The sequence below is a fragment of the Thermobifida alba genome (assembly GCF_023208015.1).
GTDB lineage: Bacteria > Actinomycetota > Actinomycetes > Streptosporangiales > Streptosporangiaceae > Thermobifida > Thermobifida alba.
The window spans coordinates 2,926,910-2,945,052 of the sequence record NZ_CP051627.1 but is presented as its reverse complement, the minus strand read 5'-3'; the positions used below and the strand labels follow the sequence as shown (position 1 = coordinate 2,945,052).

Genomic DNA, 18,143 nt, shown 5'->3' with positions numbered 1-18,143 from the left:
ATGCGTCTGTCTCCCGGCTCCCTCCTCGCTCGGGTCACCCTCGCCCCGGTCGTGGCCGTCGCGGCCTGGATGCTGGTCGCCTTCCCGCTGCTCTGCCTCGGCCAGCTCAGCCCGCTGACCGGGCTGCTGCTGGGCGTGCCCGCCGTCGCGGCGGCGCTGGCCCTGCTCCCCCGGCTCGCCCCGGAGACCGACGACACGCCCTGGTGGCCGCTGCTGCTGGTGCTGCTGGTCACCGCGGCCTTCGCCGCGGTCCAGCTCGCCTACCACTCCGAACAGCTCGTCATCAGACGCGACGCGGCCTCCTACGCCCAGTACACCGCGTGGATCGCCGACAACGGGTTCCTGCCGATCCCCCAGCAGCGGGAGCTCATCGCCGGCGACGACCCCGTGCTGACCTACGACAGCCTCGCCTACTACCAGGTGGACGACGTGGTCTGGCCGCAGTTCCTGGCCGGTGCGCCCCTGGTGTACACGCTCGGCTTCTGGGCCGCGGGCCTGCACGGCATGGTCCTGGCCCCGCCGCTCGCGGGCGCCCTCGCCGTGCTGACCTTCGCGGGGCTGGCCGCCCGGCTCGTCGGCGCGCGCTGGGCGCCGCTGGCCGCGCTCGTGCTCGCGGTGTGCCTGCCCCAGCAGTGGGTGAGCCGCTCCACCTACAGCGAACCGGTGGCCCAGGTGCTGCTGCTCGGCGGACTCGTGCTCGCCTGCGACGCCCTCACCCGCGGGGCCCGGGGCCGCTGGTCGGCGGGGCACACGCTCGCCCTGGCCGCCGGACTGAGCCTGGGACTGGGGCTGCTGGTGCGCATCGACGCGCTGCGCGACCTGCTGCCGGTCGTGGCCTTCGTGGGACTGCTGCTGCTCGCCCGGCGCCGCGAGGCCGTGCCGCTGGGCGCGGGGCTGGCCGTCGGCGCCGCCTACGGGGCCGTGGCCGGTTTCGGCTACTCCCGTCCCTACCTGGACTACCTCGCCGACTCGCTCAACCCGCTGCTGCTCATCGGCGCAGCCGTGGCGGGGCTCACCGCGGCGGGGGTGCTCCTGCTGTGGCGGCGCGGCCTTCCCCGACTGGACCGTCCCGCCTGGCTGCCCACGGCCCTCGCGGTCCTCGTGGTCGCGGCCGTGGCGGTGATCGCCCTGCGCCCGCTGGTGCTCACCCAGCGCGGCCACGGGGACGAGGCCACCGGCGTCTACATCGGACAGGTCCAGCAGATCGAGGGGCTGGCCGTGGACGCCGACCGCACCTACGAGGAGATGAGCCTGCACTGGGTCGGCTGGTACGTCGGCTGGGCCGCCGTGCTGCTGGCCACAGCCGGCGTCGCCCTGCTGGTGCGCCGCACGGCACTGCGCCGCGACCCGAAGTGGACGCTGGTGCTGATGGTGCTGGCCTGGACGGTCACCACCACCCTGCTGCGCCCCGCCATCACCCCCGACCACCCGTGGGCCAGCCGCCGCCTGGTCACCCTGGTACTCCCGGCGTTCGTCCTGTTCGCGGTCTACTTCCTGGCCTGGACCCGGCGTCGCACCCGGGACGGCCCGCAGCCGTGGCCGGGGTGGCTGCGGACCACCGTGGCCGTCTTCGGCGCCGCGGCGCTGCTGCTGCCCACCGCCGTCACGGCGACCGGGATCATGACCTACCGGATGGACGTCGGGTCGATCGCGGCCACCCGGCAGACCTGCGCCGAGATCCCCGCCCCCGCCAGCGTGCTCATCGTCGAACCCAACACCGCAAGCAAGTTCATGCAGCTCGTCCGGGGCATGTGCGGGGTGCCCACGGCGTACGTGAACCCGCCCGCCCCCGAAACCGTGCACCGCATCATCGGGGAGGTCCACGCCCGCGGCCGCGACGCGGTGCTGGCTGCCGACCGGGCCGAGGTGCTGCTGCCGTACCTGCCGCCCGGAGTCGAACCGACACACCCGTTCGACGTGCACACCGACCAGGACCCCAGCACCCTGATGAAGCCGCCGGCGGGGGCGTGGCGGTTCAACGGGGACATGTGGATCGCCGTCATCCCCCGACCGTGAGGAGGCCCCGGTATTCTGAACGCACCGTGAGTGAGACCACCCCGGGTCCCCGGACCGCCGCCCCCCGCGTCACGATCGTGTTGCCCTGCTACAACGAGCAGGACCACGTGGTCGCCGAGGTCGAACGGATCTGTGCGGCGATGGACGCCAGCGGGTACTCCTACGAACTGCTGGCCTTCGACGACGCCTCCACCGACGACACCCTCGCCCGGCTGCGTGCCGCCGAAGCCCGCTTCCCGCACCTGAGGGTCATCGCGTTCGCCACCAACGGCGGGTCGGGAACGGTGCGCCGGATCGGCACCCAACGGGCGCGCGGCGAGATCGTGGTGTGGACCGACGCGGACATGTCCTACCCCAACGAGCGCATCCCCGACCTGGTGGAGATCCTCCTCACCGACGACACCGTCGACCAGGTGGTGGGCGCACGCGACCAGGAGATGGGCCGCCACAGGGTGCTGCGGGTGCCCGCCAAGTGGCTGATCCGCAAACTCGCCGAGACGCTCACCAACACGCGCATCCCCGACCTGAACTCGGGCCTGCGCGCGTTCCGCCGCGAGGTGTCGCTGCCCTACCTGAGGCTGCTGCCGCCCGGGTTCTCCTGCGTCACCACCATCACCCTGGCGTTCCTGTCCAACCAGCACGCCATCCACTACGAGCCGATCAGCTACGCCAGGCGGGCCGGACGCTCCAAGTTCCACCCGGTGCGCGATGCCTACCGCTACATCCTCCAGGTGCTGCGGATGGTGGTGTACTTCAACCCGCTGAAGGTGCTCATGCCGCCCGCGCTGTGGCTGCTCGGCATCGGCGCGCTCAAGGTCGTCTACGATCTCGCCACCAACCCGGTCTACATCCGCAACAACACGATCATGCTGCTCATGACGGGGCTGATGATCGCGTCGATGGCGCTGCTGGCCGACCTGATCGTACGCTCGCGCGACTCCTGACCGGGAGGGACATGCGGATCACCCTGGTGGGCCCGGCCCACCCGTACAAGGGCGGAGGCGCCCGGCACACCACCGAACTGGCCCACCGGCTGGCCGCCGCCGGACACCGCGTGGTCATCGAGTCGTGGCGGGCCCAGTATCCGGCGGCGCTGTACCCGGGCCGCCAGACCGTGGCCGAACCGGAGGGGCCGCTCTACCCGCACACCCGCCGTGACCTCGCCTGGTACCGTCCCGACAGCTGGCACCGGGTGGGCCGTCGGGCGGGCCGGGAGGCCGACCTGGTGGTGCTGGCCGTCTTCTCTCCCGTGCAGGTGCCCGCCTACCTGGGACTGCGTGCCGGATGCGGCAACGCGGCGCGGCTGGTCGCGCTCTGCCACAACGTGCTGCCGCACGAGCGGGGACGTTGCGACGCCGCGCTGATGCGGCGGCTGCTGCGCCGGGCCGACGGGGTCCTGACCCATTCGCCGCAGCAGCGCGCGCTCGCCGAGCGGCTGCTGCGCGGCGGCCCTCCGCCGGTGCGCGCGGCCGAACTGCCCCCGCACCTGCCCGACACCGGGCCCCGCCGGCCGCGGCCCGCGGGGACGCGGCGTCGACTGCTGTTCTTCGGGATCGTCCGCCCCTACAAGGGGGTGGACGTGCTGCTGCGTGCCCTGGCAGCCGGACCGCCGGACGTGGCGCTGACCGTGGCGGGCGAGTTCTGGGGCGGCTCGGCACCGTTGCGGACGCTGGCGGAGCGGCTGGGCGTGGCCCATCGGGTGGACTGGCGGGAGGGGTACGTGCCCGCCGAGGAACTGCCCGGCCTGTTCGCCGAGTGCGACGCGGTGGTGCTGCCCTACCGGTCGGCCACCGCCACCCAGAACGTGTGGCTGGCCCACTCCCACGGTCTGCCGGTCATCGCCACCCGCGTGGGCACCCTGCCCGACCACGTACACGACGGTGTGGACGGACTGCTGTGCGCCCCCGACGACCCGGCGGACCTGGCGCGGGCCATTGCGGACTGCTACGCGCCCGGCCGCCTCGACGCCCTGCGGGCGGGGGTGCGGCCGGTGGACGCGGAACCCTACTGGGACCGGTACCTGGCGGCCCTGACCGGAGACGCGCGGTAGCGCTCAGCGCGGGCCCGGGAGGGCGGGGGAGCGCACGACGGCCAGGCACAGCAGCGCCCACAGGACGTCGGCGGCGGTCATCACCAGCCGGGACAGGGCGGCGACCACCAGGGCCGAACCGGGGTCGAGCACCGGCGCCAGCGCGGCCACCAGCACGGCCTCGCGCACCCCCAGCCCGGCGGGCGCGAACACCGCCACCACGCCCAGCGTCCAGGCCAGGGCGTAGCCGCCGGTGGCGGCCGCCCACGAGTCCCAGCCGCCGCCCACCCCGGCCGTCAGCAGCCACACGTGGACACCGAGGGGCCCCCAGGAGGCCAGGGACCAGCCGACGGCGGCGGCCATGCCGCGGCCGCCCAGCCGGTCCAGTTCCGGGTCGGCGTCCGCGCGCAGCCGCCCGACCAGGCGCAGCGCCCGGTGCAGCAGCCACGTCACCACGCGCGGGTGCAGGACGGCCAGCAGGAACGGCACGCAGCCCAGCACCCACCACCAGCGCTGTGCCGCCTCCGCGGCGGCCAGCGGCAGCAGTACCGCCGCGACCAGCAGGTTCACCACCAGAGTCACCGCGACCGCCAACACCGTGGCGGCGGCTCCGCGGCGGCGCGGCACCTCGCGGTCACGGGCCAGCTCCACCTGGGCGACGAACGCCCACACCGACCCGGGCAGGTACTTGCCGAGCTGGCCGACGAACATGACGCGGGCGGCGACCGGCAGCGGAAGCGGCGAGCCCAGGTCGGCCAGGAGCGCCCGCCACGCCAGCAGCTGCGCGCCGAGTCCGGCCATCGCGGCGGCCAGCGCCCCCGCGACCGTCCACGGAGACAGGGCGGCCAGCGCGGCCCCGGCCTCCTGCCACCGGGCGCGCAGCGCCAGACCGGCGCAGCCCAGGACGAGCAGCACGACGACGACGCGCACCCACCGGCGGACACGGAGACGGCTCACCACCCGGCCAGCCTAAGGCGTCCCGTCCCGCCGCGGCGGTGCGCCGTACGCCGGGACCGCGGTGCGAAGGGGGCCCGCGGGCTCCGCGCGGAGCAGAGCGGCTCCCACTCCGACCGGGCCGCGCCTCCCGCGGACGGGGGGCACCCCCGTCCGGCGCTAGGGTGGGGCCGTGCTCACCGACGCCGTGGCCTTCGCGGGCCACCAGATCCACGTGTGCCGCTACCGGGAGGCGGGCACCCTGCTGCGCTGGCTCGGCCGTGACCTGACCGGGCAGGTGGTGCTCGACGTCGCGGGCGGCGACGGCTACTGGGCGGCGCGGGCGCGCAGGCGCGGCGCGCGGGCCGTCTCCCTCGACCTGGCCCGGCACAAGATGCTGCGCGGGCGGCGGCTCGCCAACGCCCCGGCGCTCGTCGAGGGCGACGCGCTGCGGCTGCCGTTCGCCGACGCCAGCGTCGACAAGGTCATGTCCGTCTGCGCGGTCGAGCACTTCGACGACGGCCCCGCCGCGCTGCGCGAGATGGCGCGGGTGCTCAAACCCGGCGGCGACCTCGTCATGTCCGCCGACTGCCTGTCCCGGCGCGGCGAGTGGCCGCACCTGTTCGACGCGCACCGCCGCCGCTACCACGTCCAGCGCACCTACACCCACGAGACGCTGCGGGCACTGCTCGACGGGTGCGGGCTCGACGTGCTGGAACACCGCTACCAGTTCCGGTCCCGCGCCGCCGAGCGCACCTACCTGACGCTGTCGGCCCACGGCGGCCGGATCGGCTTCAACGCCGCGGCCCCGCTCATCCCCCTGGTGGCGTTGAGCGACCGCCGCCACCCCAACACCCGGGGCAGCATCGTGCTGCTGCGGGCCCGCAGGCGCTGAGACGGCCCCCGGACCGCCAACCATGATCACGGATAGGGCAGGACCGGCGACGCCGCGCGAGCCGAAACAGGACACACCAGCGGTCCGCGGCCCCGGACGCGGAGGCCGACGCGTATTGTGCGCCCATGAGTGGTTCTGGAAACGGGAACAAGGAAGCGGTCCCCTCGGCCGCCGCCATGCGGCGCGCGCTGGCCCGGGTCAGGGACGGCAAACCGCTGAACCTGACCGAGGCCGAGGTCCTGCTGCACGCCCGCGGCGACGACCTGGAGGCCCTGCTCGACCACGCCTCCCGCGTCCGTGACGCCGGCCTGGCCGCGGCCGGACGCCCCGGCGTCATCACCTACAGCCGCAAGGTCTTCATCCCCCTGACCCGGCTGTGCCGGGACCGCTGCCACTACTGCACCTTCGCCACCGCTCCCGCGAAACTGCCCGCCCCCTACCTCTCTCCCGACGAGGTCCTCGCCATCGCCCGCGAGGGCGCCGCCCTCGGCTGCAAGGAAGCGCTGTTCACTCTCGGAGACCGGCCCGAGGACCGCTGGCCGCAGGCCCGGCGCTGGCTGGACGAGCAGGGCTACGACGACACCCTCTCCTACGTGCGCGCCATGGCCATCCTGGTCCTGGAGGAGACCGGACTGCTCCCGCACCTCAACCCCGGGGTGCTCACCTGGAGCGACTTCCAGCGCCTCAAGCCCGTCGCCCCGTCCATGGGCATGATGCTGGAGACCACGTCCACGCGGCTGTTCACCGAACGCGGACAGGTCCACTACGGCAGCCCCGACAAGGACCCCGCGGTGCGGCTGCGCGTCCTGGAGGACGCCGGACGCTCCACCGTCCCCTTCACCACCGGCATCCTCATCGGGATCGGCGAGACCCTCGCCGAACGCGCCGAGTCGATCTTCGCCATCCGCAGGACCGCCCGCGAGTACGGGGCGATCCAGGAAGTCATCGTGCAGAACTTCCGTGCCAAGCCGGACACCGCGATGCGCGACCGGCCCGACGCCGAACTCGCCGACCTGGCCGCCACCATCGCCGTCACCCGCGTCGTGCTGGGGCCCGGAGCCCGCATCCAGGCCCCGCCCAACCTCATCACCGAAGGGGGGACGGCACAGGACGGCGGGAACGGCGAGTTCGCGCTGATGCTGCGCGCGGGCATCGACGACTGGGGCGGCGTCTCCCCGCTCACCCCCGACCACGTCAACCCGGAACGCCCCTGGCCGCAGATCGACACGCTCGCCGAACGCACCGCCGAGGCGGGCTTCACGCTGCGGGAACGCCTCACCGTCTACCCCGAGTACGTGCGGCAGGGCGAACCGTGGATCGACCCGCGCCTGCTGGGGCACGTGGCCGCGCTCGCCGACCCCGACACCGGGCTGGCGCGCGCCGACGCCGTCGTCACCGGACGCCCCTGGCAGGAGCCCGAGGCCGGCATGGCCGCCTCGGGCCGTACTGAACTGCACGTGGAGGTGGACACCGAGGGCCGCAGCAGCGACCGGCGCGGTGATTTCGACGCCGTCTACGGGGACTGGTCCGAGCTGCGGGAACGCATCGCCCGGCCCGCGCTCGGCGCCGGGGCGCCCCGCCGGTTCGACCCGGAGGTCCGCGCCGCGCTGCGCCGCGCCGAGGACGACCCCGCCGCCCTCACCGACGACGAGGCCCTGGCCCTGCTGTACGCGCACGGCCCGGAACTGGAGGCGCTCGCGGACCTGGCCGACCGGGTCCGCCGCGACACCGTCGGCGACGACATCACCTTCGTCGTCACCCGCAACATCAACTTCACCAACGTCTGCTACACCGGCTGCCGGTTCTGCGCCTTCGCGCAGCGGCGCACCGACGCCGACGCCTACACCCTCTCCCTGGAGCAGGTCGCCGACCGGGCGGCGGAGGCGTGGGAGGCGGGCGCCACCGAGGTGTGCATGCAGGGCGGCATCCACCCCGACCTGCCCGGCACCGCCTACTTCGATCTCGCCCGGGCGGTCAAGGAGCGGACTCCCGACATGCACGTCCACGCGTTCAGTCCGATGGAGGTGATGAACGGCGCGGCCCGCACCGACCTCCCGGTACGCGAGTGGCTGCTGCGGGCGCGCGAGGCCGGCCTCGACTCGCTGCCCGGCACCGCCGCGGAGATCCTCGACGACGACGTGCGCTGGGTGCTCACCAAGGGCAAACTGCCCGCCGCGCAGTGGATCGACGTCATCACCACGGCGCACGACCTGGGCATCCCCACCACGTCCACGATGATGTACGGACACGTGGACACCCCGGAGCACTGGGTGGCGCACATCCGGCTCATCCGCTCCCTGCAGGAGCGCTCGCTGGAACGCAACGGCCGCCCCGGCTTCACCGAGTTCGTGCTGCTGCCGTTCGTGCACACCAACGCACCCATCTACCTGGCGGGACTGTCGCGCACCGGCCCCACCGAGCGGGAGAACCGGGCGGTGCACGCGCTGGCCCGGCTGCTGCTGCACGGCGCGGTCGACAACATCCAGTGCTCGTGGGTGAAGCTGTCGGAGGAGCAGTGCCGCCGACTGCTCAGCGGCGGTGTCAACGACGTCGGCGGCACCCTGATGGAGGAGACCATCAGCCGCATGGCGGGCTCCGACAACGGCTCGTTCAAGACGATCAGCGACATCCGCGCCATGGTCGCGCCGACCGGGCGTCCGCTGCGCCAACGCGACACCCTCTACCGGGAGGTGCCCGCCGAGCGCCGAGCCGTGGCCGAGGCCAACGACGGCGTGGCCGCGAGCCTGCGCCGCCCCCGCCTGCCCGTGGTCTGACGGGGGCTTCGGGGCGGTCCCGACCCCTCCCGGCGGGACCGCCCCGCGGTGCGCACGACTGCCCGGACCGGGGCGGACGCGGCCCCCGAGCGCGGGGCGCGGGCGCGGTCACGCGACCTTCCGCGGGTCACCGCACCTCGATGAACGCCTCCGGGTCGCGGGGCGGACGGTCCTTCGGCGGGGCCGCCGGGTGCCCGACCGCCACCGCCCCCATCGGCTGCCAGTCCTCGGGCAGCCCCAACACCCCGCGGACCACGTCGGGGCAGAACATCGTGGAGGACACCCACGCCGAGCCCAGCCCCTCCACGGCCAGGCCGACCAGCAGGTTCTGGACGCCCGCGCCCATCGCCACCAGGAACATGGCGCGTTCCGCGGCGGAGCGGCGCTCGTCCGGGTAGGAGTGCGCGCCGTCCGCCACCAGGCACGGCACCACCAGGTAGGGGGCGCGGCGCAGCACGTCGCCGCGCCGGGTCCGCCGGGCGATGCGCTCCTCGGAGAAGCCGTCCGAGCGCAGGTCCGCCACCCAGGCGTCCAGCATCGCGTCCAGCAGCCGCTTGCGTTCGGCGGCGGACTCCACCAGCACGAACCGCCACGGCGTGGTGTGGTGCGGGGCGGGCGCGGTGATCGCGGCGGCCACCGCGCGGCGCACCGCCTCCGGGTCCACCGGGTCGTCGGTGAACTCGCGGATGGTGCGGCGCGCGTGCAGCACGTCCCGGGAGCCGTAGCGGAACAGGTCCTCGTCGGCGGGGCGCACCAGGACGCGCGCTCCGTCGCCGTCGCCGTCGGTGACCAGGTGGCCGAGTCCGCGGACGACCGCCACCGGAACCCCCGACGTCTTGCCCTTGACTAGCTCTCCGGCGGAGGCGATCTCGTCGGCGACCGCGTTCAGCGTGACCTCCAGCACGTTGCCGTGGGTGTCGCGCTGTCCCCGCAGGTCCTCCAGGGCGGCGATCCCGGCGGCACCGATCGCGATGTCGGTCTGCCCCACCCGCCACGGGCGGCCGAAGGTGTCGGAGATGATGACGGCGACCCGCACCCCCAGGCGTTCGCGCAGTCCCGCGCGGATGCGCCGCGCCGACGCGTCGGGGTCCTCGGGCAGCAGCAGCACGTGCCCCGGGGCCACGTTGGAGGAGTCCACCCCGGCCGCCGCCATCACCAGGCCGTGGCGGGTCTGCACGATGCGCGTGCCGCCCCGGCGGGCCACCACACGGACGGTCTCGGCGTCGACGGCCGCCTCCCGGTCCATCCGCCGGAGACGCCCCTCGGCCTTGCTGACGACCTTGGAGGTGACGACGAGCACGTCACCGTCGGCGAGCTCCGCCCGCTCCGCGATCAGCGCGGCGAGGTCGTCCCCGGGGCGCACCTCGGGCAGCCCCTCGATCCCCCGGATCGTGATCATGATCGTTCCCCCAGTTCGACGGCGAGTTCCACGGCGGCGCGCGCGATGGCCGCGGTGCGTTCCGGATCGCTCATGTAGAGCGGCAAGGCGCGCACCTCCACCCCCTCCACCACGACACCGGCGTCGGCCTCGTCCACGAGCCAGCCGTCGAGCAGCTCGGGCCCGTAGTGCTCGGCCACGGCCCGGGCACTGGTCTCCACGCCGATCGCGCGCAGGCAGGCGTCGGCCATGCCCCGCACCGGGGCGCCACCGATGATGGGGGAGACCCCGACCACGGTCTTGGCCGCCACCGCATCCCGGATACCCGGGATGCCGAGGATCGAACCGATGCTGACCACGGGGTTGGAGGGCGGCAGCAGGACGAAGTCGGCCTCTTCGACGGCCTCCAGCACCCCCGGCGCCGGCGTGGCCGAGTCGGCGCCCACGCTCACGAACGACTCCGCGGGGATCTGCGCACGGTGGCGCACCCACCACTCCTGGAAGTGGATGGCGCGGCGGCCGGAGCCGTCCGCCACGAGGACGTGCGTCTCCACCTGGTCGTCGGTCATCGGCAGTAGCCGCACCCCCGGCTGCCAGCGGTCGCACAACGCCTCGGTGATCGCCGAGAGCGGGTATCCGGCCGCCAGCATCTGGGACCGCACGATGTGGGTGGCCACGTCCCGGTCCCCGAGGCCGAACCACTGCGGCTGCATGCCGTAGGCTTTGAGTTCCTCACGGACCGAGAAGGTCTCGTCGGCGCGCCCCCAGCCCTGCTCCTCGTTGATCCCGCCGCCCAGGGTGTACATCACCGTGTCCAGGTCGGGGCAGACCCGCAGACCGAAAAGAGTGATGTCGTCCCCGGTGTTTCCGATCACTGTGATGGAGTGCTGGGGTTCGGCCTGGTCAGCACGGTTGTGAAGGGCGTCCTTGAGGCCTCGGAGGAACCGTGCGCCACCGATGCCGCCAGCCAGTACGACTATCCGCATAAGGTCAAGTCTGGCAGTCTGGGAACGTGCGCCGCGCCCCCCGGTGCCGCGTGCCCGCGCGGTCACTGGCGGACACACGGACATGTGTGGCATGTCGGGTGGCGGTCGGATCGTGGCCTCCCGCGAGACCTTCCCGTCTGAATTCCCGAGGCACACCAGCGATATGCAAAGCTTCCACCGACGCGACAAGAAGCAGCCTGCGGAGGGGAACCTCTCTTGAACAACGAATCAATCCAACGGTTGCGCGAGCCGGCCGCCTGGGCGCTCCTCGGCGCCGTGGCCGCGATCCTGCTCGGCGCACTGATCTACGTCTTCGGCGGCAGCTCGTTCGGGGACGACACGTCCACACGGTTCGCGGGGATCGGCACCACCGTCGTGGGGCCCGGCACGGTCGCGCTGATCCTGGCCGCCGTGGCGCTCGTGCTGACCGGGCCGAACCGTTCGCCGCGCACCTTCGGCATCGTGATGATGGCGATGATCGAACTGGGTATCGGTGCGCTCTTCGGCGTCATCTCGCTCATCATGGGCTTCGTCGCCTACGGCGACTACAGCCTCGCCAACGCCTTCCAGCACTTCTTCACCATCGGCGCCTACCTGACGGTGGTGGTCTTCGCCGGGCTGTTCCTGATCCGGGTCTTCGGCGACCCCAACCTGGTCCCCCGCAGCGCCGCACCGGCCTACCCCGCGACTGGCGCGCAGCCGGCCTTCGGGCAGCAGCAGCCCGGATACGTCACCGGTGCCCAGCCCGGAGCGACGCAGACCGGTACCTGGCAGCAGGGCGCCGACGCCTACGCCCAGGCCGGAACGGCGCAGGGCGAGGCCCAGCAGGCTGCGTCGGGCTACGACCAGTCGGCGTACGCCCAGCAGTACCAGCAGGGCTATGACCAGCAGCAGGCGGCTGCGGGGTACTCCCAGACCGGTGGGCAGCAGGCTGCGTCGGGCTACGACCAGTCGGCCTACGGTCAGCAGTACCAGCAGGGGTACGACCAGCAGCAGGCGGCCTACTCGCAGAGCGGTGGGCAGCAGGCTGCGTCGGGCTACGACCAGTCGGCCTACGGTCAGCAGTACCAGCAGGGGTACGACCAGCAGCAGGCGGCCTACTCGCAGAGCGGTGGGCAGCAGGCTGCGTCGGCCTATGACCAGTCGGCGTACGGTCAGCAGTACCAGCAGGGGTACGACCAGCAGCAGGCGGCCTACTCGCAGAGCGGTGGGCAGCAGGCTGCGTCGGGCTACGACCAGTCGGCCTACGGCCAGCAGTACCAGCAGGGGTACGACCAGCAGCAGGCGGCCTACTCGCAGAGCGGTGGGCAGCAGGCTGCGTCGGGCTACGACCAGTCGGCCTACGGCCAGCAGTACCAGCAGGCCGGGTACACCGCCGGCGACTCCGAGGCGACCCTGGTGCAGCCCGCGGTCTCCGACTCCTCCGGCGGTTCCTACGCGGCGGGTGAGGACGCCCGCTCCGAGGAGCGTGCCGCCCAGGAAGCGATCCAGCACGGCTGGTCGCAGCCCGCGACCGGAGTGGCGGACAGCCAGAGCGGCGGGAACCAGCCCTACGCCGACCCCGGGCAGTACGGGACCGGCGGCTACGCCGCGCCTTCCTCCCCCTCCGGGGGCTACCCCGCTGACCAGCAGCGCTCCGGAACGGAGACCGGTGACCCGTGGTCCGGGCAGTACCGGGACGACAACCGGTCCTGACCCCCCTTCCCCCCGAACACCGACGAAAAGGACGAGGTAATCCCCTGGAGCCGTGTGATCAGACTCGGAATCTTGTTTGTTACATGATATTCAGGGGATTACCAGCTGACGCGGTTGACGTATAGCGCAGACCGCGCGTGTAATTTCTAAGGTGTGATTCCACCCTCCCGGGGGTTGTAATGGGGGGGTACATCCAGGGGGGCAATAGGAGGTGCGCGTGAGCGAGGTTATCCCGCTGGCGCACGGCCCAGGCGAGGATCTGGGCTGGCAGGAGCGCGCGCTGTGCGCGCAGACCGACCCCGAGGCGTTCTTCCCCGAGAAGGGCGGCTCGACGAGGGAAGCCAAGAAGGTCTGCCACTCGTGCGAGGTGCGGGCGGAATGTCTGGAATACGCGCTGGAGCATGACGAACGCTTCGGTATCTGGGGCGGCCTCTCCGAACGGGAGCGGCGCCGTCTCAAGAAGGCTGCCGGGCAGGATTTCGATTTCTCCTCAGAGACGGTCTAGGCCACAGCGCAGTACGGTGTGCGTCTCGGTTTTTTTATCCGGGGCGCACGCCTTTTTTGTCAATTGTTTACCTTCCGGGCTTTCCGGGGGAGCACCGGCCCTCCCGGCGGGGTGCGGGCGGCCCCGCCCCGGCGACCGGGGGAACCTGTGGACAGCGAAGCCGCACGGGGGGTGCGAGTGGCGTATCGTGATCCTCCGATAGCGACCTGACCGCAATAGCCTTTTTGTCCATTTTGCAAACTCCTGAGGCGACCACCAGCAGTGTTACCCCTCGATTCCGCCCGGCACATCGTCACCGCCGTCGTCGTCACCCACGACGGCGCCCGTTGGCTGCCCGAGACGCTGGAAGCGGTCCGCTCCCAGACCCGACCGGTGCAGCGGGTCATCGGAGTGGATACCGGAAGCCGTGACCGCAGCGGCGCCATCCTCGCCGAGTACATCAACTCCGAGTCGATCCTCACCCTGCCCCGCAACACCGGTTACGGAGAGGCCGTCCAGGCGGCCCTGGACCACCCGCGCTCCCGTTCCCGGCTCGGCGGAGGCGAGGGGAGCGTCGAGTGGATCTGGCTGATCCACGACGACTGCACCCCCGAACCGGACGCCCTCGCCCAGCTCCTCGCCGCGGCCGACGACAACCCCCGCGCCGCCGTCCTGGGGCCCAAGCTCCGCGACTGGTTCGACCGCAGACTCCTGGTGGAGGTCGGCGTCACCATCGACGGTGCGGGGCGCCGGGAGACCGGACTGGAGACCTCGGAGTTCGACCACGGACAGCACGACGGCACCCGCCAGGTCCTCGCGGTCTCCAGCGCCGGCATGCTGATCCGCCGGGACGTGTGGGAGGAACTCGGCGGGTTCGACCGCTCCCTGCGACTGTTCCGCGACGACATCGACTTCTGCTGGCGGGTGGGCGGCGCGGGCCACCGGGTCCTCATCGTCACCGACGCCGTCGCCTACCACGCCGAGGCCGCCGCACGCCGTCGGCGCCGCATCCACGCCACCAGCGACCACCCGCGCCGCATCGACCGGCGCAACGCCCTCTACGTCCTCCTCGCCAACCTGCCCGCGGGGGCGATGCTGGCCGCGCTGCTGCGCAACTCCTTCGCCTCGGCCCTGCGCGTGCTCACCTACCTGGTCGCCAAGCAGCCCGCCAACGCCCTCGACGAGGCGGCGGCCATCACCTCGGTGTTCTTCGTGATGCCGTTCCGGCTGCTGCGGGCCAGGATCAGGCGGCGCAGAGGCCGCCGCCGCACCTACAGCGCGATCCGGCCGTTCATGGCGCGCGGCGTGGCACTGCGCCAGTTCACCGAGGCCGTGGCCAACCTGCTCAGCGGCGACCCCACCCCCCTGGACGGCGCGGGACGGCACCAGGCGGTCACCGTGGCCCCCCGCGCCGAGGACGACGACGACCCGCTGCGCGACGACACCGGACTGCTGCGCCGGGCCATCACCAACCCCGCCGTGCTGCTGATCACGGGCCTGACCGTGGTCTCCCTCGTCGCCGGACGCTCCCTGCTGCTGGGCGACCGGCTCGCCGGAGGCGCCCTGCCGCCCGTGTGGGGCAGCGCCTCGGACCTGTGGGCGATGTACCTGGCCAGCTGGCACGACATCGGAGTCGGCTCCGACGCCGTGGCCCCGCCCTACCTCGCCGTGCTCGCGCTGCTGTCCACCCTCGCCCTGGGCAAGCCGTGGCTGGCGGTCCTCGCGGTCCTGCTCGGCTGCGTGCCGCTGGCCGGGTTCACCGCCTACCAGCTGGCCCGCCGGGTGCTGCGCTACCGCCCCGCCCAACTGTGGATGGCGGCCTCCTACGCGCTGCTGCCCGTGGCCACCGGAGCGATCTCACAGGGACGCGTCGGCACCGCACTGGTCCACGCGCTCTTCCCGGTCCTGGGCCTGCTCGTCACCAGCGTGCTCACGCTCAACCCCCGCCGGTCCCGCCGCGCAGCCTGGGCGCTCGGCCTCCTCCTGGCCCTGCTCATGGCGTTCGTGCCGTTGGTGTGGGTGCTGTCCCTGGTCACCGGGGTGCTCATCGCGGTCGCCTTCGGACACGTCGGCCGCCGCCTGCGCGTCAGCCTGGCCATCAGCCTGGCCACCCCGCTGGTGCTGCTGCTGCCGTGGACGCTGGAACTGTTCCGCCGCCCGTCGCTGTGGCTGCTGGAGGCGGGGATCAACCGCTCCGAGATCGTCAACCCGCGGCTGTCCGCCGAAGCCCTGCTGCTGCTCTCCCCGGGCGGCCCCGGGACCCCGCCGCTGTGGGTCACCGGCGGGTTCGTCGCCGCCGCGCTGTGCGCCCTGCTGCTGCGCCGCAACCGGATGCTGGTGGCCGTCGGCTGGTGCGTCGCCCTCTTCGGCATCCTCATCGCCATCCTGGTCAGCCGGCTCCCGCTGTCGCTGTCGGCGACCGAGGACACCACGCCCTGGCCCGGGGTGGCGCTCGCCTTCGCCTCCACCGCCGTGCTGCTGTCGGCGGCCACCGCCGCGCAGTCCTTCAGCGACCTGTGGCGGCTGGGCTGGCACCGCAGGCTGTTCGCGGCGACGGTGGCGCTGCTGGCGCTGACCACGCCGGTGTCGGCGGCCGGGCTGTGGATGTGGCACGGCGTGGAGGGGCCGCTCACCGGGAACGCCCCGCCCTCCCTGCCGCCCTTCCTGGAGTCGGTGAGCGCCGACGGCACCCAGCCCCGCACCCTGGTCATCGCCCCCCGGGAGGACGGGGCGGTCAGCTACACCGTGCTGCGCGGACGCCCGCCCCGCCTCGGCGAACCCCAGATCCCCCCCGATCCGGCCGTCGACGCCCGCCTCGGCGAGGTCGTGGCCGCGCTGGTGGCCGGACGCGGCGGCGACGAGGCGGCGGCGCTCGCCGACTTCGGCATCCGCTACCTCGTGGTCCCGGCCCCCACGGTGGGCGACTCCGTGGACCGCACGCTGGTGGACACCGTCGACGCCCTGCCCGGCCTGGAACGCCTCCAGCTCACCGAGGACTTCGCGCTGTGGCGGCTGCTGGAGGAGACCGGGCGGCTGCGCATCGTCCCGCCGGGAGAGGACGCCGAACCGACCGTGCTCGCATCCGGTCCCGTGGAGGCCGCGGTCGACATCCCCTCCGGTCCCGAGGGGCGCCGTCTGCTGCTGGCCGAACCCGCCCGGAGCGGTTGGCGGGCGACCCTGGACGGCACCGAACTCACCGGCTCCGCCACCGAGTGGGGAATGCAGGAGTTCACCCTGCCCGCCCAGGGCGGACAACTGGTCCTCACCCACGCCGGACCGGCCCGCCGGATCTGGCTCGCCGTCCAGGTGGTCCTGGTCGCCGTGGCGGTGGCCCTGGCACTGCCCGGCGCCAAGACCGAGGAGGACCTGCGGGAGCAGGCGGCCCAGCCGGCTCTGCGGCCCCGACGGCCGCGCGGCCGCGCCGGCGGAGGAGCCCGCCGCGCCGCCGAGGGGACCCGTCGTGCGGGCCGCGGCCGCCGCGGTCGGCGGCACGGCCGACAGCGAGGAGGACCGTCCACGTGAGGCTGCTCGTCGAAAACCGCTTCGCGCTGCTGTTCTTGGTGGTCGTGGCGCTGGCCGCGCTGTTCGGCGCGGCCCGCCTGTCCGCGGCGGCGCTGCCCGCCCCCGGAGAGAACGCCGAGGAGGTGCTGGCCCCGGTGGAGTCGACCACACGGGTGTGCCCCACCCCCCAGGGGGAGGACCGCCGGACCCTGGTGGCCGGGTACGCCCCCGACCCGGAGGACGGGACCGCCGACGGCGTCCTGGACGTCGCCCCCAACCTCGCCGACGCCGACGGCGACCGGCCGGCCCCGGAGGCCGGGCAGCCGTGGCGGCACGAGCCGGAGGAGACCGACAGCGGCACCGTGGTGCGCGCCGAGGGCGCGTTCGCCGCCGGAGCCGAGATCTCCCAGACCACCGCCGGCGACGCCACGGTCACCGAGGTGCGCTGCGCCGAACCCTCCTCCAGCACCTGGTTCGCGGCCCCCGGCGGCACGGAACTGGAGGATCTGCGGCTGCACCTGGCCAACATCGACGAGACGCCGGCCACCGTCAACGTGGACCTCTACGCCCCCGACGGACCCGCCTTCTCCCTGGAGACCCGGGGCGTCACGGTCGAGGGCCACACGGAGGTGGAACTGTCGGTGCTGCCCCTGGTGGAGCACGCCGAGGCGGTCGTGGTCCACGTGCGCACCAACGCGGGCCGGGTCGCGGCCGCGCTGTACGCGCAGCGCTCCGCGGAGGGCGCCGACTGGGTCCCCGCCACGGCCGCCCCCGCCACGAGCCACGTCGTCCCCGGCGTCCCCGGGGGCGGGGGCAACCGGCGCCTCGTCGTCGCGGCCGTCTCGGACGAGCCCACCACCGCGCAGGTCCGCCTGCTCACCCCCGACGGCGAGGTGACGGCCGAGACGCTGGCCGAGGTGGAGGTGCCCCCGGCTGCGTCGGCCCGGGTGAGCCTGGAGGGCCCCCTGGAGAGCCGGGACGCGACGCTGGTCGTCACCGCCGACCATCCGGTCGTGGTGGGGGTGTCCGTCCGCCGCTCCGACGACGACACCGCCCACACCGCGGCCACCGAACCCCTCACCGTCGGCCACGGCGCCCGCGCGGTCGCCCCGCCGGGCCCCGAGGACGCGGAGAACACCCTGCTGCTGGGCGCCCCCGAGGAGGCGGCGACGGTCAGCCTCACCCCGGTCGCCCCCGACGGCGGCCGGGGCGAACCGCTGAACGTCACGGTGGAGGCGGGCACCACCGCGGTCCCCGAACTCGACCCCGCCGACGGCACGGCCGCCTGGGTGGTCGAGGTCACCGACGGGGGCCCGCTGTACGCGGCCCGCGTCCTGACCGTGGACGACACGATCAGCGTGCTGCCCCTGCCCCCCGCGCCCGCCCGGGTGACGCTGCCGCGGGTGGTCGACAGCCTGACCGCCGTGGTGCCCTGACCGGGAGCCGCGCCCG

At 73.6% G+C, this 18,143-nt stretch carries 12 protein-coding genes; 9 read left to right on the top strand and 3 right to left on the bottom strand.

Annotated features, from left to right (window positions below; all coding sequences use genetic code 11):
- The 3 genes from FOF52_RS12970 to FOF52_RS12960 are packed head-to-tail and all read left to right on the top strand — an operon-like array spanning position 1 to position 4,066.
- The gene (locus FOF52_RS12970) at positions 1–2,016 is read left to right on the top strand and encodes a hypothetical protein (protein WP_248590226.1); all 2,016 of its coding nucleotides are present in this window, start codon (positions 1–3) and stop codon (positions 2,014–2,016) included.
- Between the two features lie 26 nt (positions 2,017–2,042).
- The gene (locus FOF52_RS12965) at positions 2,043–2,960 is read left to right on the top strand and encodes a glycosyltransferase family 2 protein (protein ID WP_248590225.1); all 918 of its coding nucleotides are present in this window, start codon (positions 2,043–2,045) and stop codon (positions 2,958–2,960) included.
- A gap of 11 nt (positions 2,961–2,971) precedes the next feature.
- Positions 2,972–4,066: a glycosyltransferase family 4 protein gene (locus tag FOF52_RS12960; protein WP_248590224.1), complete on the top strand. Its 1,095-nt coding sequence runs from the start codon at positions 2,972–2,974 to the stop codon at positions 4,064–4,066.
- A gap of 3 nt (positions 4,067–4,069) precedes the next feature.
- Here the strand turns inward: FOF52_RS12960 and FOF52_RS12955 are convergent, their stop codons facing one another.
- Complete coding sequence (locus tag FOF52_RS12955; RefSeq protein ID WP_248590223.1) at positions 4,070–5,005, bottom strand: lysylphosphatidylglycerol synthase domain-containing protein; 936 nt, start codon at positions 5,003–5,005, stop codon at positions 4,070–4,072.
- 166 nt (positions 5,006–5,171) lie between these two features.
- On the opposite strand from FOF52_RS12955, the gene FOF52_RS12950 reads away from it, so the two are divergent.
- On the top strand, positions 5,172–5,873 hold the full coding sequence (locus FOF52_RS12950) for a class I SAM-dependent methyltransferase (protein ID WP_248590222.1): 702 nt from the start codon (positions 5,172–5,174) through the stop codon (positions 5,871–5,873).
- A 125-nt stretch (positions 5,874–5,998) separates the two neighbouring features.
- The gene (locus FOF52_RS12945) at positions 5,999–8,647 is read left to right on the top strand and encodes a bifunctional FO biosynthesis protein CofGH (protein WP_282573458.1); all 2,649 of its coding nucleotides are present in this window, start codon (positions 5,999–6,001) and stop codon (positions 8,645–8,647) included.
- A gap of 127 nt (positions 8,648–8,774) precedes the next feature.
- Here FOF52_RS12945 and FOF52_RS12940 read toward each other — a convergent pair whose 3' ends face one another.
- Together FOF52_RS12940 and cofD are read right to left on the bottom strand one after the other, a co-directional pair.
- A complete protein-coding gene (locus FOF52_RS12940) occupies positions 8,775–10,046 on the bottom strand; it encodes a coenzyme F420-0:L-glutamate ligase (RefSeq protein ID WP_248590221.1) in 1,272 nt (423 codons plus the stop codon).
- Positions 10,043–11,011, bottom strand: a complete 969-nt coding sequence (cofD, locus tag FOF52_RS12935) for a 2-phospho-L-lactate transferase (protein ID WP_248590220.1) — start codon at positions 11,009–11,011, stop codon at positions 10,043–10,045. Before cofD ends, FOF52_RS12940 begins: the two co-directional genes overlap by 4 nt.
- A 216-nt stretch (positions 11,012–11,227) precedes the next feature.
- Between cofD and FOF52_RS12930 the strand changes: the two genes are divergently transcribed.
- The 4 genes from FOF52_RS12930 (at position 11,228) to FOF52_RS12915 (ending at position 18,127) form a co-directional block, all read left to right on the top strand.
- Positions 11,228–12,706, top strand: coding sequence for a cation:proton antiporter (locus FOF52_RS12930; RefSeq protein WP_248593974.1), 1,479 nt, complete (start codon positions 11,228–11,230; stop codon positions 12,704–12,706).
- A 217-nt stretch (positions 12,707–12,923) separates the two neighbouring features.
- Positions 12,924–13,211 (top strand): WhiB family transcriptional regulator, encoded by a 288-nt coding sequence (locus FOF52_RS12925; RefSeq protein ID WP_248590219.1) that lies wholly within the window; start codon positions 12,924–12,926, stop codon positions 13,209–13,211.
- A 261-nt stretch (positions 13,212–13,472) separates the two neighbouring features.
- The gene (locus FOF52_RS12920; RefSeq protein WP_248590218.1) at positions 13,473–16,712 is read left to right on the top strand and encodes a glycosyltransferase; all 3,240 of its coding nucleotides are present in this window, start codon (positions 13,473–13,475) and stop codon (positions 16,710–16,712) included.
- Positions 16,709–18,127 carry a DUF5719 family protein gene (locus FOF52_RS12915; RefSeq protein ID WP_248590217.1) on the top strand — a complete coding sequence of 473 codons (1,419 nt, stop codon included), beginning with the start codon at positions 16,709–16,711 and terminating at the stop codon, positions 18,125–18,127. The genes FOF52_RS12920 and FOF52_RS12915 overlap by 4 nt, the downstream gene beginning before the upstream one ends.
- Positions 18,128–18,143 lie beyond the last annotated feature (16 nt).